Source organism: Fusobacterium sp. SYSU M8D902 (genome assembly GCF_040199715.1).
Classification (GTDB): Bacteria; Fusobacteriota; Fusobacteriia; order Fusobacteriales; family Fusobacteriaceae; genus Fusobacterium_A.
Window position 1 is genome coordinate 15,047 of record NZ_JBEFNA010000001.1, and the last position, 25,167, is coordinate 40,213.

The window sequence follows — 25,167 nt, forward strand, 5'->3', positions numbered from 1 at the left end:
ATTTTTGTTTATATTATATCATATTTTCCCAAAATAAAAAGAATTAAGAGTGCATGAAATTATATTTAATCTAATATTAGAGAAGGAATTATACAGTGGGGTGTTATATTGTCTTTTAGAAAGTAAAATGGTAGAATATGAAAAAAGTAAAATGAGTATAGTAATTCAAGGAGTATAAAGTAAGACCAGTATAAGCCTATGAGGAGAGTATTTTAAGTTATTCTACTTAAAATAGAGTACTTGCTCAAATGAGAAATAAAAGAAATATCAGTTATAAAATAAAATAGGGAATTTCTTTATAGTATGATATAATAAATATTATATATTTAAGGAAAGGAGAGTAATATAACTATGAAAAAAGTACCTATTGCAGTAGAGGACTTTAAAGAAATTATAGAACAAGATTATTACTATGTTGATAAGACAAAGTTTATAGAAGATATATTAAATGATGGAGCAAAGGTAAAGCTATTTTGTCGTCCTAGAAGATTTGGAAAGACTCTTAATATGTCTACTCTGAAATATTTTTTTGATGTAAAAAATAAAGATGAAAACAGAAAACTATTTAATGACTTATATATAGAAAACTCTCCATTGATAGATGAACAAGGAAAATATCCTGTAATATTTCTTAGCTTGAAAGGAATAACTGCTTCTACTTGGGAAGGAGCAGTTAAAAATATACGAGATAAAATATTCAAGTTATATAATGAGTATGATGGAAAAATTAATCACATATTAACAGAAAATGAAAATAAAATATTTAATAAATTTGCGGGGAAAGAAAGTGATGAAGAAGAGTTAAAAACTTCTCTATCTTTTTTAACTTCTTTACTATATAAGAACTATAATCAAAAAGTAGTTGTATTAATAGATGAGTATGATTCTCCTATTATGAATGCCTATGAAAAGGGATACTATGATGAAATGAGAGATTTCTTAAAAGCTTTTTATGGGGATGTCCTTAAAACTAATGAGTATTTACAAATGGGAGTTCTTACTGGAATAATAAGAGTAGCTCAAGCAGGAATATTCTCTGATTTAAATAACTTTATTAGTTATACGACTTTAAATGATGAATATAGTGATAGTTTTGGATTAGTAGAAGATGAAGTAAAAGCTATGTTAGATTATTATAAGATAGGCTATGAAATGTTAGAAGTAAAGAAATGGTATGATGGGTATAGTTTTGGTAAAGATGATATATACAATCCTTGGAGTATATTAAACTTTGTACAGTTTAAAGTGTTAAAATCATATTGGATAAATACAAGCTCTAACTTTATGATAAGAGAGCTTTTAGAACATACTGGAGAAGAGGGATTGAAAACTCTTGAAAAGATTTTTAATCAAGAAGAGATAGCAGTAAGAATAACTGAAAATGTAAGATTTGGAAATAACCTATCAGCAAGTGAAGTATGGGAACTTATGCTATATTCTGGTTATCTAACTATAAATGGTAGATTAGAAGATGGAAGGTATTTAGTAAGAATACCAAATATGGAGATTATGAACTTCTTCAAGGATGAGTTTTTAACTATTGTATTTGGAAATTATGATAAAGTAGATAGATTAAGAGATGCTTTAAGAGATAAAAATATAGAGCAGTTGAATAAATCAATAGAGGAATTAGTTTTATATACAATGAGTTCACATGATATAACAAAATATTATGAAAATCCATATCATATGTTACTACTTGGATTTTTCTATGCTTTAGATGGTTACTATCTCCCTAAATCAAATATGGAAGCAGGATATGGTAGAGCAGATATAATACTATTTCCAAAAGATAAGACAAAAGCAGGATATGTCTTGGAGTTAAAAAGAGCTTATACTAAAAAGCCAGAGAAAGAAGTGGAAAAAGCTTTACAACAGATAGATGAGAATAAATACTATATAGAGTTGGAAAGATACGGAGCAAAAGAAATAATTAAGTTGGGTTATGTCTTTGATGGAAAGAAAGTAATAGCTAGTTATGTTCAATAAGATAGGAAAATGTCAAAATAAGAGTTATAAAAAAACATAGCTAAAATGCTATGTTTTTTATTTTCCCTATTTATATGCTTTGTAAAGACGGTGCTCACTCTCTATATCAAATAAAAATCCTTTAATATCTTTTTGTAAACCAACATTATCATAAGGATTTGCCAAAACAAATATAGGTAGTTCTTCCTGTACTATATCTTGAATCTCACAGTAATATTTGTTTCTCTCCTCTTGATCTGTACTCTTTCTAGCTAAGTCTAATAATTCATCAACTTTTGGATTACTAAAGAAACTTCTATTTCCTCCACTTCCGTGGTGTTTAGTATGTAATAGAGAGTATACAGCTGCATCACATTCTGGTGGAGTTGTCCAACCAAGAAGATATAGTTCTTGTTCTCCTCTTGATAACTTATCTAAATAAGCTCCCCACTCTATTATTTCAACTTCAACATCTATTCCTATCTGTTTCAACTGATCTTGTAAAATAACAGCAATATTTTTTCTAGTTCCAGAGTCATTCAATGTTATCTTTATTTTAAATCCATTAGGATATCCAGCTTTAGTTAAAAGTTCCTTAGCCATATTAATATTTTGTTCATATCTTCTAGCATTAGCATTGTATCCTGGAACTCCTGGTGGAACAATTGAATTGGCTGGAGTAGCAGAACCTAAATAAACAGCATCTATTAAACTAGGTATATTGATGGCATAGGCAATTGCTTCTCTCACTTCTTTTTTACTTAGTGGCTCTTTCTTAGTATTAAATCCTAGATAATTTATACTTAAAGCTGGTTGCTCCATTAAGACTAACTCTGGGTTACTCTTAATAAATTGTAGATCGATAGGATCAATCTCATAAGCTATATCAGCCTCTTTTGTTTCTAGAGCAATAATTCTGTTTGTAGGTTCTGTAATAGTTCTGAAAACTATATTTTCAGTAACTGGTTTCCCTCCAAAATAATTTGGATTTGCTTTTAATTCAACTCTATCTCCATATTTCCATGAAACAAACTCATATGGTCCTGTTCCTACTGGATGTAGGGCATAATCTTTACCAGCAGATTTTACTGTCTCTTCATCTAAGATAGAAGATCCTTTATGTGATAAAAAATTAATAAGTGGACCAAATGGTTGTTTAGTAGTTATCTTGACTGTGTAATCATCAATAGCTTCAACTTTGTCTATATCTCCAAAAAAACTCATAAGAGTTGGAGCTTCTTTAGCTCTATTCAAACTAAAAACGACATCATTTGCCTTAAAGTCATTTCCATTATGAAATTTTATATCTTTTTTTAAGTGTATTAATAATGTAAGTGGGTCTACCTGCTCCCAAGAGTTTGCAAGAGCTGGAACTAAATTCCCTTTTTGATCTCTCTGAAAAAGGGTATCATAGATATTAACCATAATTCTGTATGACGGAACATCATTACTTGCAATAGGATCCATAGTCTTTGCCTCTGCTCCCTGTGCTACTATCAATGTGTCCTTATCACTGGCAATTGCTACTGTTGATAATAATGTTAAACATGTAATTAATAGTGTAGATACTTTTCTTTTCATATTCCTTCCCCCTTGAAATATTTTATCTAAACTTATTATAATACATTATATAACATTATTTCTGATTTTCAAGTCAAAATATTTTTATTTTAAACACTTTTTTATTTTCCAGTGCCATCAATATCAACTATAACTTGAATCTCTCCCGTATATTGTCCAGGTTTTGTATTCTTTTCTACCTTTGCTGAAGCTCCTAGTAAGAATGAGCTTTCTCCATTCCCATTATTTTTTGATTCTGAAATTTTTATATTTTCTAATTTTAGATTATCCATTCCATTTTTTATAGTTCCTGTTGATGAAGCAACACTAAACTTTAAATTAGCATTACTTGGATTTTTTACTTTAAATAATTTTTCTTTTCTATACTCATTTAAATTAGAAGTATAAACCATATTTCCAAAATCTAACGTATTATCTCCAGTTAATTCAAAAGAATTCTTTTGGTTAGTAATTGTTAATGTTGTTTGACCTAAGAAGATATCTTTATAATATCCTTCAATTTTATATTCTATTGGTTTTATATTCTCTGTTTTTTTCTTTATAAAAAAACCATTATTATCAAACCCTATATTGTTATCAAGAAATTCTGTACATTCTATTTTAACTCCAATATTGTTAACTGAGACTTCTTTTACTTCATTTCCATCTTTTGTAACCTTTAATTTTGTTATTATATTTTTATTAAATAAATTACTTTTTATATAAGTTTTCCAATAAAATAATTTTCCATTTTCTAAAGTTACATCTTGTCCTGTGGTTGTAATATTCTCTGGATCATTCCAGATTCCTAATCCATTTATTGACCACTTTGATAAATCTACCTTTGCTGTTGTATTTTTAGCAACTTCTCCTATTGATTCTACCTTTACATCACCTCTATATATTTTACCATCTGATCCTATTAGTTTAATACTAGCACTATAATTTCCTATATGTATATTATTTGGTATATATATAGCTATTTTTTCATTAAAATTGGATATATTTATATCAATAGGAATAGCTACTTTCCCAAAAGAAGTTAAGAAAATTTTATATTTATATCCATTTATTCCATTTTCATGTCCAATACTACTATTTCCATTAACTATTGCATCAACAACTTGAACTGAAGATGAAGAAAGTCTATCTATATTAAAATTATTTACTTTTATTAAATCAGAATAATCCTTTTTATTAGAATTATTGAATTCTTGACTAGATAAAAGATTTCCATATATCCAACGATTTAAAATTCTATGGTCAATGGTAAATTTTTTATTTCCAATATCTTTAAAAGAATTTTTCTGATTAGTAATATTTAGATTCATCTCTCCTAAATAATTATCATAAAAATATCCTTTTACTATATATCTTATAGATTCACTTGACATATTTTTTTTATATATATTAATAGTACCTTCTCCCCAATTGTTATTAACTATTTCTATAGCATTATTTTTAAGTTCTACTCTAACTGTTCCAAAAGGATCTTGTTTAATTACTCGTTCGTTCTCATATGTATTAGTTTTTACTTCTAAAGTTGTTATCAAAGTTCCATACTCACCAGTTCCTCCACTACCTTTACCTACTACAGATGAAAAAGGAAAAAATTTATCTCCTGAATAATCTTCACTATTAAAAAGTTTATCAAAATTTAATGCATTAGTTTCTGATATTGGATATTTAGATAAATCTAAGTTTCCATACCTTACTTGAGCTGCTTTTCCAACAAATGTTAAATTTATCATTCCATTATATTTTGCTTTATTGCCTATTAACTTAATATTTATTTTCGCTTTATAATTTTCATTTTTAATATTATTTATATATATAGCCATATTATCTATAAAGTTACCACTATTATTACCTATAGGAATAGCTATTTTATTCCCTTCATTAAGAGAAAAAATACGATATTTTTTCCCATTCATCCATTTCTCTTCAGTAGAAGTTTGTCCATTTACTATTATATTAGTAATTTCTTCATTTTTAATTAAATCATTTCTAAAAAAACCTTGTGTTATATGAGCAACTCTTCTAAAATTTAACCTTTTGTTCTCATTATTTTTTATTGCATATCCATCTCCAAATATCCAATACTTACTAATTCTAGAATCATTTTGGAATTCTGCATATCCTAAATCATATTCTGGAATATTTGTTCCTCCCGAATTTCCTGAGTCTGGTGATGTTCCTCCACCATCTCCTATTCCATTTGTTATGTTTAAATTTAAAACTCCTAACAAAACATGATAATCTCTACCAGAATACACTTTAATAGTATATCTCTTATTCCCTACATTTTCACGCAACTTTTTAATTGTAAAATTAAGTCTATCTCCATAAGCAGAATCCCATTCATGATAATAATTAAATTCATACTCATCAGCTACTGTTACTTTAAATTTAGGATAGATTGAAGGTCCTACAACACCTGAATCTCCCACTTTTCTATTATTTTCTTCTACTGTCATTACTGATGCTATGACATTTGCATGTTTATTTTCGTATATTGGAATAGAATCAACTTGAGTATATAAGCAAGTAAGAAAGTTTCTTTCTCTTCTGTCAAATTTTCCATTAATGTTAACAGTATTACCCACAAGTACTTTTGTCATATCAATATTTTCATGTGCAGTAAATGTTCTTATATCATCACCAGCATGTTTTATTACTGTTCTATAATGATAGTTTCTAGTATCAGTATGTCTAGCACCAACTCTAAATTCTTGAAATTTATCAAATCCTCCATAATAATTTTGAGGTATCTTAATTGCTGGTACTACATCAAAAAAATCATTACTAATCACATCACGACCTTCTGCTATATATTTTAAAGAATTCGATTTCTTTAAAATTAAACCAAAGTTTCCATTTTTATTATAAAAATAGTCTCCTGAACGTGAAGTTTGTTCCAAACTTGAAATATAAAAAGAAGTTTCCTCAACAGTTCCATAAGTATCTCTGGTAATCTGAACTGTATTCTTTAATGGAATTGTAAGATCAAACCCATTACCTTTTCCATTTTTTCCTATAAATAATTCTCCTTGACTTATTTTATTAAAGTTAGAATTATATAAATTCCCAAAATGTACTCTTCCATCTAGATATATATAAGCATTTCCAATATCAGTACTATCATAATTCATATAATTATTCTCATATACTCTCTTTATTTTATCCTGCTCTTTTACAGCTATATATATTTTCTTTGAATCACTAGGTTTATCAACTTTTAATTTAGTTTTTTCAGTTTGATTTTCTAATGAAAATGTTGTTAAATTTTTATTTAATTTTAATGTTCTATGTTCCTGTATTTTATTAACATCATCTGTTACAAAAATATTCTCTTCTAATTCAACTTTTTCTGGAAGTTCAAACTCCAACTTCCCATCTCTCTCTATTCCAGTAATTGGAATAGGATTTATCTTTGTTACAGAGATATTCATCTCTCCATGCTCTCTATTTTTTAAACTCTCTATAGTTGTCACTTCTTTTTTAGGGTTATTTATAATCAGTTCATTGGGAACTTTTTCATTTTCTACATTTGAAAAAGATGTTATTCCTAATATAACCATAAAAAAAGACATCAGAATAAGTAAATATTTTTTCATCTATCCTCCTCGCTAAATAACTGTATACTTCTGTTTTATTCTAAACATCATATTTGTTTTCACTTTTTTAGTTTCTGTTAACATTTTTTGATCTATCAGTAACTGATATATATGATCCCCTTTTTTCTTATTTCCATTTACTGTAATTGTAAATGTTTTTTCAGTATTAGGGGCTATATATAGAGTTTTTGGTGAAACTGATACATTTTTATCTCCATATATATCTAATTTATAACCATATGTATTTTCACTTTTATTATTTATAGTAAATACCTTCGTTTCTGTTTTTCCAGCAATTACTTCCTTACTAAAATCTATAGAATCTATCTCAAAAGCAAAAGAAACAATAGATATTATAAAGAAAAATATAAATTTCAATACTCTCATTTATTGATCTCCTCCTTTAAAATTATCTCTATATTACTCTCTTTATTCAATAAAATTATATCCTCATTAATATATAGTAATTCTGATTTTTTTACTGTTAAAATAGTATCTCCTTTTTGATTTATTACATCTACATTCTCATTTTCTCTATATCCCAAATAGTAGTTATTACAATACTGTACTTTATCATATATCTCTGCTGTTTCCTTTATCTCAGGAATAATAAGAGCATTCAATCCTTTTTCTAATGTCCCACCTACAAAAACATCCTTTGTTATAGGAGAAATATAGTCATATTTTAGTGTTACCTTTTTCTCAAAATCCTTTACACTTGCTATTCCGTATCTCTCATTTTCAGCAACTATTATGTAATTTCCATCAACTCTAGGACTTAATTCCTCATATGTAGTATTACTTATTTCAAATGTCTCTAAATCTAATATTCCAAAACGATTATCTTTTTCGTAGATTAGATAATCACTCAAAGAAGGGTAGATTGTATCAACTAAAAGTGATTTTTTCTCTTTGAAATCTGTATATCCCTGTGAATCCTTTACTAAAATATTCCCATTCTTATGAAGATATATCTCATCATAGATAAAAGGAACTACAATTTCATTATTTTTATTAATAACTCCATATTTCTTTCCATTGTATGCTATTACAAGTTTATTTTTAAAGGAAAATAAAAATATATAATTTCCAGATATTACCTCTTCCAATTTCTCATTTAAATATCCATGTAAAGAGTTGTCAATTATATGTATATTTCTATCTTCATCCATTGGGTATATCTCTTCATACTGTTTTAAAATCTCTCTTTTCTCCAAAGATATCAAGTAAGAAAGTTTACCTCTCTTTCCAATTATGACATCTTTTAATCCAGAAGCTGTTATTGAATCATAAATTGGTTTAAATATCACTTTAAATTCTTTATTCACCACTCCATATTTGCTATTTTCTTGTATGATATAGTTATTTTCTACCTCACTAACTATCAAATAATCTAATTTTTTTAACTCTCTATCTTTCAAATTATAGCAATATGATCTCTCTTCATCTGAAAAAATAATATACTCTTCGTTTATAGATACAAAGGATATATTTTCATATTTTTTATCCAATTTCTCTTTCTTTATTTTAATTACTTTAATCTCTTTTTGTTTATCTTTATAAACATTAAAACTCCAACACCCTAATAATATAACTAATATACTAAATATTAATATTATAAGAGTTTTTCTCTTCATCTCTATCCTCCTTACTACTAATCTATATATCCTTTCAGTTTTAACTTTAACATTGTCATTACTTTCACTCTGCTTTCATCTTCATCTCTAGTCTTTTTTACACTCTCTATCTCTTTTATAACCAAGTTTGAATTATACTCTCCTGCTGGAGTTCCAGTTGGAGCTTTTACTGAAAGCTTTATTGTTTTTTCCTCTAAAGGTTTTAATGATATACTCTTTGGATATATCTTTATCCAATCTGTCATTGATTTTTTACCCTCAATATCCTCAAGGTACACTCTATATTTTATATCTCTTTGAGTTCTATTATATAGTGTGAACTCCTCATACGTTTCCTCTTTTATACTCTTTTCAAACTTACTAGGATATATATTTATGTATCCTAAAGCATTTATACTCATCAATAAAAGAATTAAAATATACATTATCTTTTTCATTAGTTATCCTTTATAATTATAATTTTTTGACCTACTTGAATTAAATTAATATTTTTTATATTATTGTCAAAAGCTATTTTTCTTACTGCAGTTTTATATTTTTTAGCTAGCTTACTAAGAGTATCTCCACTTTTAACTTTATACTCTACTACTGATTTTTCAATCTCTTTAATACTCTTTTTATCTTTTTTTACTAAAATCTTTATAATTCCACTCTTATTTTCTATATCAAACTTCAAATTTTCACCAGCAAATACCAAAGTTGTCATTATTGAAATTCCTATCACTATTTTTTTTAACATCTCAATTTTATTGTTTTTAATGATAAAAACAAACTCTCCTTTCAAGTCAAAATTCCTTCTAATTTATCTTATAATTGATTTTTACTCTCTGTTTCCAAATTACTCATATCTTCAATTGGTTTACCATACTGCTCTATAATTATAGGTACTCTTCCTACATACTCTCCCTCTAATAGTTCAGCATCTATCATCTTATCATTTAAAGTTTTTCTTCTTAAAAGTGCATATATTTTCACTATCTTCTTCTTTTGAGTAATTTTAAACTCTTTTTCACTGTTCTCCATCATATATTTTTCTATTTTTAACCATCTTTTCTTATTTGTCATCAATCCTGTCTCTGGAAATTTTAAAATAAGTTTTTTATTAAAATCTTCCTCTAGTTTATCTGTGGCGATCTCTAAACTTCCCTCACCTACAATCAAATCACCAACGGCTCTAGTATTTACATTTTTAAATCTGATTGGCTCATGAATTTTGATTTTTATTTCACCATAAGAAAGTGTCCCCAAGATAAATAAACCAAAAACTATTATTTTCTTCATTTTTTCCTCCATACATTCTATTATTATAAAAAAAGGAGAGAGTTTCCCTCTCCTCTTTCTAATTTCCAACTTCAACTGTTACGTATACTTTTTTCTTATGAGTTCCTTCCTTACTTATTTTTTCACCATAAATTTTTACAGTATTATCCTTTGAAATTTTTTCGTTTATATACTGAGGAGAATATATATATGTATCCATTTGTCCATCATTATCAATATCTAATATATTTTCACTATATTTTATTGAGTAATAATCTTTTTTCTCAGGTTTTCTATTTAATTCTATTTCAAATGGAATCTCTGCAATTTGATCTCCAACAAGAACTGCATCAATATTTATATCTGATATAACTTCTAATGGAACGAACACATTAACTCTTGATTCCAACATTACAGTATAGGTTTTTTCTAGCTTTCTAACTTCATCATTTTCTCTATTTTCTCCTTTTGTAGGAATAGCAGGAAGAAGAGGAATCATAGGGTATGTTCCTTCAATTGTTAATGGCGGAATATTTAACTCTGGAGAAACTGATTCTTGAGCCCAAGAACAAATTCCGTTGATTATTAAGAAAGCTATTATAAATATTCTATTCATTTTCTTCTCATTTTCTCCTTTCTACTATATATGCTCTGTTAGTTTTATACTCTGATTTGTTACATTAAATGTGATCTTATGTTCAAATCCCAATACAAACTCATTGTATTTATAATCTAATTTCATCTCTTTAGCCAAAGATTCTATATTGTACTTAGTTCCCACATATGAAACTTCTATATTATATGAATCTGGGAATAATCCACTTACATCAAAAGTTCCTGTATTATCTGGAGATACTAATTCAATTGTCTTTCCTTTTTCATCTTTAATCTCAATCAGTATTTCTGAATAGAAATCCTCTTTTTCCTGTTCATTTAATTTCAGTATCTTATCTAATTCAATCACTCCATGAAGATTGATCATTGGTTTGACAGGAATATATGCATCTACTGTAGAAGATACATTACTTAATACTTTTATCTTATTATCTCCCAATGCAAATGACGGTTTCTTTATTTTTGGTTTTAAGTCGTGAAGAAGTCCATTTGAAATGTTGTAGAATGTTCCTCTTCCTTTTTTATTTGTTATCAATTTCTGATTTCCTATTGTAACCTCTACACCATCAATTGTTATCTCATCTGAATCTAAGATATTGTTGTTATTATTATCAATGAATGTAATTACATTTACTCTTGAAACGTCCATACTATCTATACGAACTTTAGGATTTTTTAGATCAATTACTCTATCTACTCCTACTCTAAACTCTTTACTTCCATTTTTACTTATATTACTATCGAATGTTAACCAGTTATCTATATCTAGACTCACTTTAAATGTTACACTCTCTTTTCTTATATTTGAGTATCCAAGCTCCACAGAAACATCAAATAATCCTCTAAAGTTATTATTGTAGAAATTCAAAGTTGTTTCATAATCTTTTCCTGAATTTTCCCATTTGTTCTCTAAACGAGCAGTCATACTCTGCCAACCATTATAGTAAGCATTTACACTATACTCATTTTTATTACTATCTTTTAGATCAAACTTTGCACTTGATCCCAATAGTACCTTCTTGAATGTAAAATCATGGCTGAATCCTAATTTTTCACTTCTCTCTTTCGTTTTATCATATCTTTTCATATCTTCAATATCATATGTTAAACGAGTATTGTCAAAAACATCATATTGAAATTCAAAGTTATTTCTTCTCTTTTCATCATAATATTTTCCATAATTCTCTTGTGATAATTTATATTTATATTTTCCTACTCTAAGATCTCCCATTACCTCATATTTGTAACGATCATCTAATTTTTTTGAATACTCATCAAATGAGTTCCATGTCTTTTCTCCTGATGTTCTCAATGTATATGAGTATCCATTGTAAACCTCTCCATATATCACTTCAAGAGAGTTACTATCAAAATATTTATATCCATTCTCTGTATCCACTATATCTCTTGTGTATCCTCCACCTAATGTGAAGTTATCTGTAATACCGTAGAATACATTTCCCTTTGTTGCATATCTTTTCTTATCTTTATTCTCATCTATACTAAAATCATATTTGATCTCATGTCTATTCTGTCTATTGTAATCTTCTACTGTCTTTATCTCTTTTAAAGTTATCTTTCCATCTGGAGTATAGATTTTTAATTGATATGTTCTATCTCCTACAATCATATCGTTGGTAAACTCAACACTTCCATTGACTTCATCTTCAATAGCTATAGGTGTTCCCATGTAGATTAACTCTGCCCTACTTCCTATAGGCACACTCTCTTTTATAGTAATCTTACTACCATCTGTTGTAAATCCTTTATCTTTATAGAATGCTACTCCCCATTCTCTCTTTGATCCATTTCCTCTATTATTGATTACAAATGTATGATCATTCCATATATTTTCATACTCTAACTTTAAATCTCTAAGTTCTTTCTCTTTTAGATCATAACCTGCAAAGAACTCTCCATATAGCAATCCACCTTGATACTCTAAAGATCCATCCCAATTGGATTTATACCCTTTTTCATGCTCATTTTTTACAAAACTCTGACCTAATTGTACCCTTGTATATCCCAGATCAAATAGACTCCTCTTTCCTCTATATACTATATCTGGTTGTACATCTACATTCTTTAATTTGTCAGCTGTTACATCTAAGATACTACTTATCTCCTCTGGAGTTGCAAAGTTTACATACATGCTCACTTGAAGAGTAGAATTATCTACTGTACAGTATGATAAAAATAGCTCTTGGAAAACATCTTTCTCTAAGTATAAATTACCTTTCTCCATTGAGTACCAATTTTCTTTCAATGGTATATTTTTACCATTTTTTGAAACTCTATTTTTTTTAGTATCTATAACTACCTCTTCCAAACTGTTTCCTAAATAGATTTTGTAAACACTATCTTTCTTCTCATAGTTATTGAGGTTTAATAGGGTTAAAAACTCCTCTAGATTTAGATATGCTCTCTCTCCCTTTGTAGCCACTGAATAGATATTTGTTACCTGTTTTCCATTTATCTTTAAATTGTAGTATCCACTCTCTAGCTCATTACTCCCTAGAATCTCTTTTTTTAGGATACTATACTCCTCTTGGGTAATTACTTTATCATTATAAAGTGCATCTAACTCTTCTAAAGTATACTCTGCTGAAAAAACCTTAGAAAACATCCCAAGTAGAAATAAGAATAATATCTTCTTTTTCATTCTATCATCTGTTCCTCCATTGTTGTTTTTACTGATTTATCCTACTCCTTAAGATAAATTAGTAAAAACAACACGCTAAGCGTGTCGTTTTTTACTTTTTTAGTTTGCTTTTTTTACAAGTACTTCTAAGTTTACTCCATTATCCACAAAACTTCCTTTAGCCTTACCTGTAGCTTTTACATTTACTCTACCTATGTACTCTCTTCCTACTGCTTGTGGCTCATCTAAAGAATAGTCTAAATATGCTTCTTTTAATTTAGTTGGAGTTCCAACAGCATCTACTCCATTTCTTTTTAAAGAAGCTGCTATTTTATAATCTTCTTTTATCAATTCATTATCTTTGTAAACTCCTGCTGAATATCTCCCTTCTGCTGTGGTTGCTTTTCCAATAACTAATCCATCAAAATTAAATTGCATTGTGTCTAGTGAATTTGTTGAATCTAAAGGCTTTACTATTAATGAATATGTTGTCGAATCCACTACATTACCTGTTACTCTAATATTAAGTGCTGCTGGTTTTTTCCCAGTATTTTCTAAATCCTCTAGTATTGCTCCAAAAGATGTTGCTCCTAATACTAACATTGATCCTAATAATAATTTTTTCATTTTGTTTCCTCCTGATTTTTTATTTTTATTTATTATCTTTTTTATTTATGATTAACTAGATATACTAGATATCAACTTCTCCTAAATCTCCTAAGTCTGATGTATAGAATACTATCTTCTTAATCTCCTTAGGATCTTCAAAATTGTTTATTTTTATCTTTATACTTTTTGTAGATTGTTTAGGTATTCTTCCTATTGCATAGGAATCTAGCTTGTTTTTATACTCATCATACATCTTTATTCCCAAAGATAATCCTGAATGAGCGTTATTCTCCACTACGATATCACCTTCTAGTCCCTTTCCATCACTAGATTTTTTCAGATCTAAAGATTTTACTTTTAAAGACTTAGCCCAGTCTATTGTTCCACCATAACCACTCATAGCCAGTGAAGGTGCTAACTTTATTGAACTTGTCCCTGCTACAGTTTTTTTATCTCCATTCTTTTTAATTGTTGGAATTACAACTGGTGCAAACTCTAGATTGAAATCATACTCTCTTGCTTCAAGTTCCTTTGGTGCATCACCAAAAAGTTTTAATATTGCATAAGAATGTGGTTCCACAGTTAAGATTTGCGGATAAACCTTTACTATACTACTCATGTTTACTTTCTCGTTAGAACCATTACTTATCTTAACCTTATATCTAGATTTTGTAAGTGAGTCGTTATAGACTTTATACTCTTTATATCCACTCTTGTCTAGAGATTGATCAAAGGTGATTCCATCAATTCTGAAAGCAAATACATTTAAGCTTGCTAGTAAAAAACACATTGTTAATTTTTTCATTTTTTCACTCCATTCTTTCGCCTTACAAAGACATATTATCATAATTTTTTTTTTATTTTTTCCTAAATAGGATTTATTTAATATTTTTATATTTTTATATTTGCCATCTCCTGCATTACCATAGCTCCTATATAGACTACATCATTTCTAAACTCCTCATTAAAAAATGGTTTCATCTGCTTTCCCTGATTTTCTAACACTTGGAATAACTCAAATAGAGTTATCTCTCTAGACTTCTCACGATAAAATCCTCCATTCTTTCCTTTCAAGGATTTTATAAGTCCTCCTCTTGATAGTTCACTCAATATACTCAATCCCATATTAGGAGGGATATTTCCCTCTTGTATTATATCTTTTCCCGAAATTTTATTAATTTCATTAGTATTTTTCAAAAGTTTTAAAATAACGTACCCGTACTCTAATTTTTTTGAAAACATCATACCTCCTTATGATTAATCATAATTTGATGAAAGATATTCATCTATTTTCTCTATATTCAATATTATTTTCTTCTCTTTTTCTATGATAAATTTCTCTTTTTTCAATTTTGAATAGATAAGATAAAATTGACTTCTACTTATGTTGAAATTCTCATAATTTATATCCTTTTTTGATATTGTCTTCTCATCATTAGCATAAAGTTTTAAAATAGCCATAATATATCCTTTTGTGTCATAAACTTGATAAAAGAATTTAATCATACTTTTTTTTATCAACTGCATTAACATCTTTTCAAAATAGATATTCTGAAAAATATCATCTGCTGAAAATTCAAACTCCTCTAATATCGTGCCATCTTCTAGAGCTTCAACCTCTATATCTATCTCTGGAAGTATTATGTTATTATCTGGTAAAAACTCAAAAAAGTTTCCTATCAGATCCCCCTCTTTAAGATGATTCTCATTTGTTATTATTTTTCCACTATCTAATATATCTCTTGAAACTAATTTTCCCTTTTTTACTATAAAAAACTTTCCATCCAAGTAATGCCTCTCGTATTGATCCAAAATTATTTTACTTTTCACTTAAAAAGTCCCCTCCATAAAATTAAAATATTAAAATAATATTTTTATAAACTAATATAATATAAATTTATTTAAAAAAAATCCAAAAATGGACAATTTTACTTTAATATTTTTTTAACCTTTGATTTTATTGGCTTTTTATTGAAAAATAAATTTATTTCTTTTTGATAAATATTGATTTACAGATATTTAGAAAGGAAAAATAAATAAAATTATATATTATTTCTTCCATTTTTTCTTTTTGTTTTCATACTCTTTACAACTTCTTCATAAAAGAACCTTATTTTTTTTAAATATATGTATTATATTAATATTCAGTTTTCAATTTTATAAAAAGGAGTCAACTATGAAGAAACAAATTACTCTTAATAAAAAACAACTCTATTTCTTAGATCAAAAATTTTTTCTACTTAAACATGGAAAAATTATCTCTAGATACATTCTGGAAAATGGAAAGATAATATCCAATGAAAATTGTATAAAAGCTGGTGAATTTATTGGTAATTTCTTCTCATTTCTACCTACAGACTTATATTTTGTTCCAGAGTTTGAGGTTGAAATAGAAGCATTAGAAAATAACACTATTCTTGAGGAAATTGATACTGACTTTTTTGAAACACTAAAAAATACCCCTGCAGAAAAAATAATTATACAATTAATTAGAAATACATATATCAAGTACTTTCAACATCTTTTCAATACCAAGGGGTATATAATGTCTGTATTAAAACTTTATGCTGATGCTAGTAAAACAATTTCAAAAGATGAGATCAATCCCGAAAATTTTAATGTAAGTAGAAGTCTTTTCTATGCTACTTACTCAACCTTAAAAAAAGAAAACTTTATAACTGAAAAAAATAAGATAATTTATCTAAATTCAAATAAGATAGATACATACCTCAAAGGATTTTGTGCCTAATTTTCCTCTTTAACTTTTAAAGTTGCTCCAAATATCATATAGATAGCTTCCTCTTTAAAATTGCTAATCATCTCTTGAAATATCTCTCCTGCTGCAATTTTATATTCAATCACAGGATTTTTTTGAGCATAACTCCTTAAATGTATACTAGATTTCAGATCATCTAGCTCTTTAATATGGTTTCTCCAATTTTTATCTAACATTGTTAACAGACAGTATTTTTCAAGTTGTGGCATCACACCTACACCAAAAAAGCTCTCTTTTTCAAAATATTTTTTCTCTAAATCTAGATATATTCTCTCTACACACTCATCTATATTCATAGATCTATACTCTTCCAAGTCTTCAATACTATGCTGAAATCTTTGATTAAAATACTCAACTAGATTCTCTATATCTAATCTATCATCTATATCTTTCACTATATTTTTTCTTACTATCTTCTCTGTAACCTCTCTCAACATATTCAATACTGAACTTTTAAGAGTATCACTACTCAAGATTTTATCCCTATTTTCATAGATAGATTTTCTTTGCATATTTATAATCTCATCATATTCAAACAATCTTTTTCTAGCTGTAAAGTTTCTATTCTCTATACTTTGCTGAATTTTTTCAATTGTTTTTGTTATAGTTGGATGTAAAATCTCCTCATTAGGTTTAAAGTTAAATTTATCAACCAATTTTCTAAAATATTCTGATCCAAATACTCCCATTATCTCATCTTCAAATGATAGAAAAAATTGAGATTCTCCAACATCTCCCTGTCTACCAGCCCTACCTATTAACTGATTATCTATTCTTCTTGATTCATGTCTTTCTGTTCCTAAAATAAATAATCCACCAGATTTTTTTACTTGATCTTTCTCAACTTCACAAATCTTCTTATATTTTTCATAACTTTTCTGATACTCCTCTTCTCCCTGTTCTAAAGAATTTTTCATCGCTAATTTTTCTGGATTTCCACCTAAAAGTATATCAGTTCCTCTTCCAGCCATATTTGTTGCTATTGTCACAGCTCCAAATCTTCCAGCTTGTGCAATTATATCAGCTTCTTCATTGTGGTATTTAGCATTTAATACACTGTGTTCTATCTCATTTTCTTTAAGTAACTGTGATAATTCTTCAGATTTTTGTATAGATGATGTTCCCACAAGAATAGGTTGACCCTTTTTATGTATCGCCTTTATCTTGTTTACAATCCCATTCAGTTTCTCTTCATGAGTTCTATACAGTATATCTGCATGATCTTTTCTTTGAACTGGTTTATTTGTTGGAATAATTACTAAATTCAGATTATATGTATTTACAAATTCAGCAATTTCAGTCTCTCCTGTCCCTGTCATTCCAGATAATTTTTTATACATCTTAAAATAGTTTTGAATAGTTATACTTGCTATTGTTTCACTTTCTCCTGTTATTTCTAACTCCTCTTTTGCTTCAATAGCTTGATGTAGCCCATCTCCAAAGTGACGTCCATCCATTATTCTTCCTGTAAACGTATCAATTATAGCAATTTTATTATCCTTCACTATGTATTCTTTATCTTTTCTATATAGTTCCTTTGCATATAGAGCCTGTTTTAAGTAATGAGTTAACTCTACACTCTCTGTTGAATAAAGATTTTCAATTTGAAGTAAACTTTCAACTTTTTTTATTCCCTTCTCTGTTAAGATAACATTCTTATCTTTTTCATTAACTTCATAATCTTTCCTCAATTCCTCTGGAATATCATTAAGTTTTTTTCCTCTTTCATTCAAATCATCTATCTGTTGTAATTTCTCTGTTTCATAACTTCTTTCCAATATATCTGCTACTTGACGGAAGAGTATATACAAGTTTACTTTATCATTATTTGCTCCAGATATTATTAATGGTGTTCTTGCTTCATCTATCAATACTGAGTCAATCTCATCTATAATACAACTACTAAATCCACGTTGTACCTTCTCCTCTCTATTTTGCACCATATTATCTCTCAAGTAATCAAAACCAAATTGTGCTGTAGTTCCATAGGTTATATCTGCATCATAAGCTACTTTTCTCTCCTCAGGACTACTATTATTTAATATTACTCCTGTTGTCACTCCCAAAAAATCAAAAAGAGGTTTCATTATCTCTCTATCTCTAACAGCTAGGTAATCATTTACTGTTATAATATGAACTCCACTTCCCTCCAATGCATTTAAATACATGGGGCAAGTAGCTACCAGTGTCTTTCCTTCTCCAGTTTTCATCTCTGATATCTTTCCTTCAAAGAGTACTATCCCACCCAATAATTGAACATCATAGTGTCTCATTCCTATAGTTCTTTTAGCTGCCTCTCTAACTACAGAAAAAGCCTCAATCAATATTTCCTCTAGAGTTTCCCCTTTTTTTAATCTCTCCTTAAACTCTATAGTTTTATATTTTAATTCATCATCTGTTAATTTTATAAACTTCTCTTCCAATAGATTTATTTTATTAACTATTTTTTTTAATCTCTTAATCTCTCTATCATTTTTCGTACCAATAATTTTCTTTACTATATTTAACATACTATTTTGCCCTTTCATTGATAATATACTAATATTGTTAAATATGTTATCACAATTTTATCTTTTATTTTTCTATTTTAGGATTTATACTAAAAAAAATACTTCATTATTTTTTGAATTTTTTATTAATTCTGTCCAAAAAAAGACAAATAAATTTAATAAACATGATATAATTTGTGGCATCAAAATAATAGAAAATAATTGAAAATTTATACAACTATTTATTTTGGTAGTTAATTTTAATTAGATTGATATTACAGTTTGTAATGAAAAGGAGTCACTATGCTAAGTAATACAAATTTTAAAAAAATATTACTAGATGTTTTAAATGAAATCTTAGATATAAATTTAGAAAAGGATATCGTTTTTATAAAGGATTCTGATTTTAAATATGTCTATGTTAATAATAGATTTTGTGAGATTTTCTCTCTAGACCAAAATACTATAATTGGGAAGTGTGATAAAAACTTTATACAGGACAAAACTACTCTAGAGAACTGTTATCTCAGTGATTGTAAGGCTTTTGAAGATAATTTTATAATAATTGAAGAGACTACTTTTGGTAAAAAATTCAATGTTCTAAAATTAAAAATTAACTTAGGTCACAATAAAAATGGAATTCTCTGTTTAGCAAAAGAGAATTAAATCTAAAATAAGGATATTATCAAAATGTATAAGATCAAAACTGAAATAAAAAAACTAGAGAGAGAAAATTATAAACTAAACCTAATCATTGGTAAATTTAAAAAATTAGATAGAAAATTCTATCTCTTTGAAACAAAGTTTAAAAAGATTTTAAAATATGATACAGATAGATTCCACTCAAATATTTCTACATTAAATGTGCTAGAATCAAAATTAAATAGAATCCAATTTGAATATAGAAAATTGGAGAACGAGTGTGGAGATATCAGCATATATCAGATGAAAAAACTTATCAAACTTAATAATAAAAAAATTTACCAGCTTTATTCTAAACTCAAAGACAACTTTTAATCTCACACAAAAAAAGACTGAAGAATCTCAAACTCCTCAGTCTTTTTTATTACTTTATTATCTAAAATAATGAAAAGATCTTCCAAATTACATATGATAATACATGTGAACCAGCATCCAATGAAGATACACTTCCTACACCTTCAGGTATTGCAAATCCAACCTCTTTTGCTATTGTTGTTAGTAATGGTGCCATAGCTGAACCTATTAAAAGTATCAAGCTCATTACTATTATTGAAGATACCAATGCTCTGAATAGATTTCCTTTAGAAGGAATTATTGCCCAAGTTAATAATATAGGTATTATTCCTAAATCTGCAAAAGGTAACATTGTATTTCCTGGTAAAATCACTGCTAATAATAGTGATATAGGTACCATAATTACTCCTACTGACATTATTCCTGGATCTCCAATAGCTATTGCTCCATCAAGTCCTATATATACTTTTCTTCCAGGAAATCTAGCATTCATAAACTCTTGAGCAGCTTCTGATAATGGAATTAATCCTTCCATCAATATTTTTACCATTCTTGGCATTAGAAACATTACAGCAGCTAAATTCATTGCTAACATCAATACTTCTTTCCATCCATATCCTGCTAAAGCTCCAATTATAGCTCCTAAAATTAATCCCATTATAGCTGGATCTCCAAAAATTGACATCAATGAATTTGTATTTTTATTTTCTCCAGAGTTCATTCTGATATCAATTTTATTTATTCCTGGAATCATATCTATTAATTTATTAATTCCATATCCTATAGGTAACCAGTTTATTGACTCCATATGAGCAAAAGTAACACCTTCCATTCCAAAGTATTTACTTATTATTGGTGCTGCCCAGTCAGCTAATTTTATGATTATCACTATTGAAATTGCTGTTGCTATTAAAGCTAATACCATAGAATGTGTTGTATAATATACTAAGGCTCCTGTAAAAATAAAGTGCCAGAAATTCCATAAATCAACGTTCATTACATTTGTCCAGTTCATTGTCAACATAATTAAATTTATTACTAATGCTAGTATGAAAACCCAAATTACTAATGGTGTTGCAAATGAAATAGCTGATTCTACTGGCCATCCTACATCCATTGTTGTCAAATTAAGATTAAATCTTTCTGACATTTTTTGTGTAGCTGTTCCTAAATTTCCAACCAACATTCCTATTACTAAATTTACTCCAACAAATCCTATTCCTATTGTCAAACCTGATTTAAACGCATCTTTTACCCTTAATCTAAAAAATACTCCTATTAAAAATATTATAATTGGAAGTACAACTACAGCTCCCATATCCAATAAAGCTTTTATTATTCCCATAAAATTCCACCCCTATTTTTTTATACTATCTATAATTTCATCTAGTGCTTTTGTTAATCCTACTCCTGTTAAAAAAGGTACTCCTGAAAATACAGGACAATCAAATGTTAATCCTTGTGGTAAAACTACAGTATGTATTACAAAGTTTGGCTTTTGTACTTTAGCTAAATTTTCTAATTCTCCTATTTTACATTGAGTTATCTCAACTTTTAATCCTCTTTCTTCAAATCCTTTTTCTATTTTCTTTCTTGCCATAGTTGAAGTAGCAACTCCACTTCCACAAGCTATGATCGCTCTATATTTTTTATTATCTGTTGTATTTACCTCTTCAACTACAACATCTTTTTTCTCTACCTTCTCTCCCTCATTATTTTTAAACAATTTGCTAAATAACCCCATTTTCTCCTCCATTCTACATTAGAAACTCTAATATCTCTTGATTACTCATATTTATAAAATTTTTCAATTTTTCTTCATACTGTTCAAATAAGTCCATTAGTACTACTAAAATATCATTTTTATTTTCTTTAGTAAGTGCCATTACAAAGAAAACATTACATTCAACTTCTTTATCTAAATCATCAATACTTTTAAATACTACTGGTTCTTTACTTAAAACAATAGCTATCTTATCTTTTAATACATATTCATCATCTGAATGAGAGATAGCAGTCTTTGTTCCACCTTCTAATATCAATCCAGTAGGATATTCATTTTCTCTCTTTTTTATAGCAGCTATAAATTTTTCGTTTACAATCCCATCTTTTAAAAATTCATTTCCTACTTTTTCCAATACTTCATCTCTTGTCATCTTCTTATCAATTCTAAATATATACTTCTCTTCAAACATTCCTCTTCACTCTCTATTTTATAGTTTACAATATGATCCAAATTTCTCTATGTGTCTATCTATTTCATCTTTAGGTAAAATTACTGGCTCTCCAATTGATTTTGCTTTAACATACAATTCAGCACAAAATTCTACATATTCAGTTATTGCAAAAGCATTTTCTATATCTTCTGCTCCAACATTAACTCCGTGATTTGCTAACAAACAAGCTTTAGCTCCTCTAATTGCTTCAGTTGCATTTTTAGCTAATTCAGGTGTTCCAAAAGTAGCATATTCAGCACATTTAACTTCATTAGTCCCTGTTATTGCTATCATATAATCCACTGCTCTTAATGGTTCTCTTAAACATGCTATCGCTGTACAATTCATTGCATGAGTATGAATAAATGCTCCAAAATCTTTTCTTTCTCTATAAGCACTTAAATGCATCTCTGTTTCTGAAGATGGTTTATAGTCTGGATTTCCATCGATAACCTTTCCTTCTAAATCAACTACCATAATATCATATGGTGTTAAAATGTCATATGGAACACTACTTGGAGATATAGCCACTAAATTTTTCTCTCTGTTATAAATAGAGATATTTCCTCCTGTTCCCTTAGTCAACCCTTTTTGTACAAGTAAGTTTAAGTATTTTACTACTTTTTCTCTTTCTAATTGTAGTATCATTTTTTATCACCCCTTCAATTATTTTAAAGATTTTTCTCTATTATTTTTAACACTTCTTTTTTATCTAAACATTTTTCTAACTCTATTCTTAATTTTTTTTCTTCTAAAAGTTGCTTTAATTCCAAAAGTCCTTTTATGTGTTCTTCTGAATTCATAGTACATAAAGCAAATATATGTTTGACAGGTAATCCTCCTGGAAAAATAATATCTTCTGCTAATTGTACATATGATAATCCTGTTTTGAAAACATTTCTCTCCATATCTCCATGAGGTAATAAAACTTTCTCATCTATCAACATATATGTTCCCAAATCTACAATTTTATTTTTCATCTCTTCTATATACTCTTTATCTATGTAACTATTTTTTAATAATATCTCTCCAGCTTCTTCAATAGCTTCTTGCCAAGAATCAACTTTCACATCTAATCTTATATTTTTTAATGGTAATAATTCTAATAATGATTTTGAAACTAAAGAGTTTATCTTCTCTTTTTCAGATGAATATTCTAACAATTTTTTCTTTATTGTCCCTCTATCTTTAATATCAATATAGTTTTCTATCACTTCTAATATCTCTTCAACTTCTATTTCTATCTTTTTATTTTTTATTCCATAACTTAATAATTTTATAATATCTTCTTTTTTTAAAAAAGCATTTACTCTTATTATTGGAATACTTATTTTTTCATCTTTTATCTCCATTGTTGACAACACATAATCAACATCTAACTCTGTTATATTGTTAATATTATTTAGTGGTACTATATCTACAACCTCTATATCAAATAGTTCCTCTATTTCTTGCTTTAATAAATTAGATGTTCCATATCCCAAACCACAAACAATAACAACTCTTTTATGATTCCTTATTTTTTCCTCTTTTCTTTTTAAAGCCAAAATAAAATGTACTACTAAAAAAGCTATTTCATTATCTGAAAAACTTTTCCCTATATAATTTTCAATCTCTTTCACAAATTTTTTTATATTCATATAATAGTTAGGATATTCATATCTTATCTCTTCTGCTATGGATTCTTGTAAAACAAGATTGTTTTTCAATCTATATATAGTTGGAACTATATGATTTATTAAACCTTCTCTCAAAACTTTATCTTCATTCAAATTTATTTCTATCTCTTTGCTCATCTTTCCTATTAAATTATCAATAAATCTCTCTATTAAAATCCAATTCTCATAAAATGAATACTGAAAATTGTAGGTGTGTGCTCCCAAAATAAACTCTGTTATTTTTATAATCTCTTCACTATTTATTTTGATATTTTTCTCTTCTAAAAGAGCAATATTATTTTGAATCACCTTATAATCTTCTGTACTTTTTATAAATTGAGAATTTTGACATTTCTCAAGACGCAATTCCCCTCTTAATCTCTTCAATGTTATTAATAAATATATAAAAATAATTTGAAAAGCTTCATCAGAAATTTTCTTTTTTAAATCTATTTTTATTTTTTTAAAAAATACTGCTACTCTCTCAATTAGATCCTTCTCTAAAAAATCCTCTATAATTTTTCTTTTTAATAAATCCAAATCTTTCAATAACTCTATTTTTTCATTTTTTACTACAAAATAATTTCTCAATTTCTCTAAAATTAATTTTCTAATTTCCAGCTCTTCTCCAACTATAATCAGTCCTTTGTTAGCCTTAGATATGATCTCTATGTTCTTTTCTTTTAATTCATTTCTTAATATTTTTAAATCTTGTTTTAATGTGCTTCTACTTATATTTAAAATAGTTATAATTTTTTCTGCTTTATAACCTTCTGAATTAAATAATAGTAATAGTAGTATTATCTCTATTCTTTCATTGGAACCAAAGACATACTCTTCTTGTTCTAAAATTTTCTCTAAAAATGAAATTTCTCCCTTAAATTTTATAATCTTTTTCTCTATATAAATGAAATTTTTTTGAGAAGAAAAATTTTCATTTAAATCTTTTATTCTATATCTTATAGTTCTCTCTGATATTTTCAATTCTTCTGCTACTTCTTCAATGCTCTTATTAATGTATCTCAATAATTTCAAAGTTAAACTATCATAATACAACTCTTTTTCTCCTCCTCAAAACTTTTATTCCTTTATAGTATTATATTAATATATTTTACTTTTTTTTAA

The 25,167-nt window shown here is 27.4% G+C and carries 23 protein-coding genes; 4 read left to right on the plus strand and 19 right to left on the minus strand.

Annotation, left to right across the window (positions count from 1 at the left end; translation table 11 throughout):
* The first annotated feature begins 351 nt into the window (after positions 1-351).
* Positions 352-1,989, plus strand: coding sequence for an AAA family ATPase (locus ABNK64_RS00070; protein WP_349763079.1), 1,638 nt, complete (start codon positions 352-354; stop codon positions 1,987-1,989).
* A 66-nt stretch (positions 1,990-2,055) separates the two neighbouring features.
* Here ABNK64_RS00070 and ABNK64_RS00075 read toward each other — a convergent pair whose 3' ends face one another.
* The 13 genes from ABNK64_RS00075 to ABNK64_RS00135 all read right to left on the minus strand — a co-directional run bounded on the left by ABNK64_RS00075 (position 2,056) and on the right by ABNK64_RS00135 (position 15,737).
* Positions 2,056-3,549, minus strand: a complete 1,494-nt coding sequence (locus tag ABNK64_RS00075; RefSeq protein WP_349763080.1) for an ABC transporter substrate-binding protein — start codon at positions 3,547-3,549, stop codon at positions 2,056-2,058.
* Positions 3,550-3,650: 101 nt separating this feature from the next.
* A complete protein-coding gene (locus tag ABNK64_RS00080) occupies positions 3,651-7,145 on the minus strand; it encodes a DUF4402 domain-containing protein (protein ID WP_349763081.1) in 3,495 nt (1,164 codons plus the stop codon).
* A gap of 12 nt (positions 7,146-7,157) precedes the next feature.
* On the minus strand, positions 7,158-7,532 hold the full coding sequence (locus ABNK64_RS00085) for a hypothetical protein (RefSeq protein ID WP_349763082.1): 375 nt from the start codon (positions 7,530-7,532) through the stop codon (positions 7,158-7,160).
* Positions 7,529-8,782, minus strand: coding sequence for a WG repeat-containing protein (locus ABNK64_RS00090; protein WP_349763083.1), 1,254 nt, complete (start codon positions 8,780-8,782; stop codon positions 7,529-7,531). Before ABNK64_RS00090 ends, ABNK64_RS00085 begins: the two co-directional genes overlap by 4 nt.
* A gap of 17 nt (positions 8,783-8,799) precedes the next feature.
* Entirely contained in the window at positions 8,800-9,219 is a 420-nt protein-coding gene (locus ABNK64_RS00095; protein ID WP_349763084.1) for a COG1470 family protein, read from the minus strand.
* Positions 9,219-9,566: a LysM peptidoglycan-binding domain-containing protein gene (locus ABNK64_RS00100; protein ID WP_349763085.1), complete on the minus strand. Its 348-nt coding sequence runs from the start codon at positions 9,564-9,566 to the stop codon at positions 9,219-9,221. The genes ABNK64_RS00095 and ABNK64_RS00100 overlap by 1 nt, the downstream gene beginning before the upstream one ends.
* 23 nt (positions 9,567-9,589) lie before the next feature.
* Positions 9,590-10,063, minus strand: a complete 474-nt coding sequence (locus tag ABNK64_RS00105; RefSeq protein ID WP_291255902.1) for a hypothetical protein — start codon at positions 10,061-10,063, stop codon at positions 9,590-9,592.
* 58 nt (positions 10,064-10,121) lie between these two features.
* Complete coding sequence (locus ABNK64_RS00110; protein WP_349763086.1) at positions 10,122-10,658, minus strand: hypothetical protein; 537 nt, start codon at positions 10,656-10,658, stop codon at positions 10,122-10,124.
* Positions 10,659-10,682: 24 nt separating this feature from the next.
* A complete protein-coding gene (locus ABNK64_RS00115; RefSeq protein WP_349763087.1) occupies positions 10,683-13,319 on the minus strand; it encodes an SHOCT domain-containing protein in 2,637 nt (878 codons plus the stop codon).
* Between the two features lie 99 nt (positions 13,320-13,418).
* Positions 13,419-13,925 carry a hypothetical protein gene (locus ABNK64_RS00120; RefSeq protein WP_349763088.1) on the minus strand — a complete coding sequence of 169 codons (507 nt, stop codon included), beginning with the start codon at positions 13,923-13,925 and terminating at the stop codon, positions 13,419-13,421.
* A gap of 64 nt (positions 13,926-13,989) precedes the next feature.
* Positions 13,990-14,712, minus strand: a complete 723-nt coding sequence (locus ABNK64_RS00125; RefSeq protein WP_349763089.1) for a hypothetical protein — start codon at positions 14,710-14,712, stop codon at positions 13,990-13,992.
* 86 nt (positions 14,713-14,798) lie between these two features.
* On the minus strand, positions 14,799-15,149 hold the full coding sequence (locus ABNK64_RS00130; RefSeq protein ID WP_349763090.1) for an Rrf2 family transcriptional regulator: 351 nt from the start codon (positions 15,147-15,149) through the stop codon (positions 14,799-14,801).
* A 15-nt stretch (positions 15,150-15,164) separates the two neighbouring features.
* Positions 15,165-15,737: a cyclic nucleotide-binding domain-containing protein gene (locus ABNK64_RS00135; protein ID WP_349763091.1), complete on the minus strand. Its 573-nt coding sequence runs from the start codon at positions 15,735-15,737 to the stop codon at positions 15,165-15,167.
* 346 nt (positions 15,738-16,083) lie between these two features.
* Between ABNK64_RS00135 and ABNK64_RS00140 the strand changes: the two genes are divergently transcribed.
* Positions 16,084-16,656 (plus strand): hypothetical protein, encoded by a 573-nt coding sequence (locus tag ABNK64_RS00140; RefSeq protein WP_349763092.1) that lies wholly within the window; start codon positions 16,084-16,086, stop codon positions 16,654-16,656.
* Here ABNK64_RS00140 and secA read toward each other — a convergent pair.
* Entirely contained in the window at positions 16,653-19,193 is a 2,541-nt protein-coding gene (gene secA / locus ABNK64_RS00145) for a preprotein translocase subunit SecA (protein ID WP_349763093.1), read from the minus strand. The two genes, ABNK64_RS00140 and secA, sit on opposite strands and share 4 nt — an antisense overlap.
* Before the next feature lie 282 nt (positions 19,194-19,475).
* On the opposite strand from secA, the gene ABNK64_RS00150 reads away from it, so the two are divergent.
* A complete protein-coding gene (locus tag ABNK64_RS00150; protein WP_349763094.1) occupies positions 19,476-19,838 on the plus strand; it encodes a PAS domain-containing protein in 363 nt (120 codons plus the stop codon).
* 24 nt (positions 19,839-19,862) lie between these two features.
* The gene (locus ABNK64_RS00155; RefSeq protein WP_349763095.1) at positions 19,863-20,189 is read left to right on the plus strand and encodes a hypothetical protein; all 327 of its coding nucleotides are present in this window, start codon (positions 19,863-19,865) and stop codon (positions 20,187-20,189) included.
* A 61-nt stretch (positions 20,190-20,250) separates the two neighbouring features.
* On the opposite strand, the gene ABNK64_RS00160 is transcribed toward ABNK64_RS00155, so the two are convergent.
* The 5 genes from ABNK64_RS00160 to ABNK64_RS00180 are packed head-to-tail and all read right to left on the minus strand — an operon-like array spanning position 20,251 to position 25,098.
* The gene (locus ABNK64_RS00160; protein WP_349763096.1) at positions 20,251-21,513 is read right to left on the minus strand and encodes a PTS galactitol transporter subunit IIC; all 1,263 of its coding nucleotides are present in this window, start codon (positions 21,511-21,513) and stop codon (positions 20,251-20,253) included.
* A gap of 12 nt (positions 21,514-21,525) precedes the next feature.
* Positions 21,526-21,912, minus strand: a complete 387-nt coding sequence (locus tag ABNK64_RS00165) for a PTS sugar transporter subunit IIB (RefSeq protein WP_291255528.1) — start codon at positions 21,910-21,912, stop codon at positions 21,526-21,528.
* Between the two features lie 13 nt (positions 21,913-21,925).
* A complete protein-coding gene (locus ABNK64_RS00170; RefSeq protein ID WP_349763097.1) occupies positions 21,926-22,363 on the minus strand; it encodes a PTS sugar transporter subunit IIA in 438 nt (145 codons plus the stop codon).
* Positions 22,364-22,381: 18 nt separating this feature from the next.
* On the minus strand, positions 22,382-23,032 hold the full coding sequence (locus ABNK64_RS00175) for an L-fuculose-phosphate aldolase (protein WP_349763098.1): 651 nt from the start codon (positions 23,030-23,032) through the stop codon (positions 22,382-22,384).
* 23 nt (positions 23,033-23,055) lie between these two features.
* On the minus strand, positions 23,056-25,098 hold the full coding sequence (locus tag ABNK64_RS00180) for a PTS sugar transporter subunit IIA (protein ID WP_349763099.1): 2,043 nt from the start codon (positions 25,096-25,098) through the stop codon (positions 23,056-23,058).
* Positions 25,099-25,167 lie beyond the last annotated feature (69 nt).

Bases quoted from the DNA above. Each gene is read 5' to 3' on its own strand.
- ABNK64_RS00070 (WP_349763079.1), top strand. From the start codon at position 352: ATGAAAAAAGTACCTATTGCAGTAGAGGACTTTAAAGAAATTATAGAA.
- ABNK64_RS00075 (WP_349763080.1), bottom strand. From the start codon at position 3,549: ATGAAAAGAAAAGTATCTACACTATTAATTACATGTTTAACATTATTA.
- ABNK64_RS00080 (WP_349763081.1), bottom strand. From the start codon at position 7,145: ATGAAAAAATATTTACTTATTCTGATGTCTTTTTTTATGGTTATATTA.
- ABNK64_RS00085 (WP_349763082.1), bottom strand. From the start codon at position 7,532: ATGAGAGTATTGAAATTTATATTTTTCTTTATAATATCTATTGTTTCT.
- ABNK64_RS00090 (WP_349763083.1), bottom strand. From the start codon at position 8,782: ATGAAGAGAAAAACTCTTATAATATTAATATTTAGTATATTAGTTATA.
- ABNK64_RS00095 (WP_349763084.1), bottom strand. From the start codon at position 9,219: ATGAAAAAGATAATGTATATTTTAATTCTTTTATTGATGAGTATAAAT.
- ABNK64_RS00105 (WP_291255902.1), bottom strand. From the start codon at position 10,063: ATGAAGAAAATAATAGTTTTTGGTTTATTTATCTTGGGGACACTTTCT.
- ABNK64_RS00110 (WP_349763086.1), bottom strand. From the start codon at position 10,658: ATGAATAGAATATTTATAATAGCTTTCTTAATAATCAACGGAATTTGT.
- ABNK64_RS00115 (WP_349763087.1), bottom strand. From the start codon at position 13,319: ATGAAAAAGAAGATATTATTCTTATTTCTACTTGGGATGTTTTCTAAG.
- ABNK64_RS00120 (WP_349763088.1), bottom strand. From the start codon at position 13,925: ATGAAAAAATTATTATTAGGATCAATGTTAGTATTAGGAGCAACATCT.
- ABNK64_RS00125 (WP_349763089.1), bottom strand. From the start codon at position 14,712: ATGAAAAAATTAACAATGTGTTTTTTACTAGCAAGCTTAAATGTATTT.
- ABNK64_RS00130 (WP_349763090.1), bottom strand. From the start codon at position 15,149: ATGTTTTCAAAAAAATTAGAGTACGGGTACGTTATTTTAAAACTTTTG.
- ABNK64_RS00140 (WP_349763092.1), top strand. From the start codon at position 16,084: ATGAAGAAACAAATTACTCTTAATAAAAAACAACTCTATTTCTTAGAT.
- secA (WP_349763093.1), bottom strand. From the start codon at position 19,193: ATGTTAAATATAGTAAAGAAAATTATTGGTACGAAAAATGATAGAGAG.
- ABNK64_RS00150 (WP_349763094.1), top strand. From the start codon at position 19,476: ATGCTAAGTAATACAAATTTTAAAAAAATATTACTAGATGTTTTAAAT.
- ABNK64_RS00155 (WP_349763095.1), top strand. From the start codon at position 19,863: ATGTATAAGATCAAAACTGAAATAAAAAAACTAGAGAGAGAAAATTAT.
- ABNK64_RS00160 (WP_349763096.1), bottom strand. From the start codon at position 21,513: ATGGGAATAATAAAAGCTTTATTGGATATGGGAGCTGTAGTTGTACTT.
- ABNK64_RS00165 (WP_291255528.1), bottom strand. From the start codon at position 21,912: ATGGGGTTATTTAGCAAATTGTTTAAAAATAATGAGGGAGAGAAGGTA.
- ABNK64_RS00170 (WP_349763097.1), bottom strand. From the start codon at position 22,363: ATGTTTGAAGAGAAGTATATATTTAGAATTGATAAGAAGATGACAAGA.
- ABNK64_RS00175 (WP_349763098.1), bottom strand. From the start codon at position 23,032: ATGATACTACAATTAGAAAGAGAAAAAGTAGTAAAATACTTAAACTTA.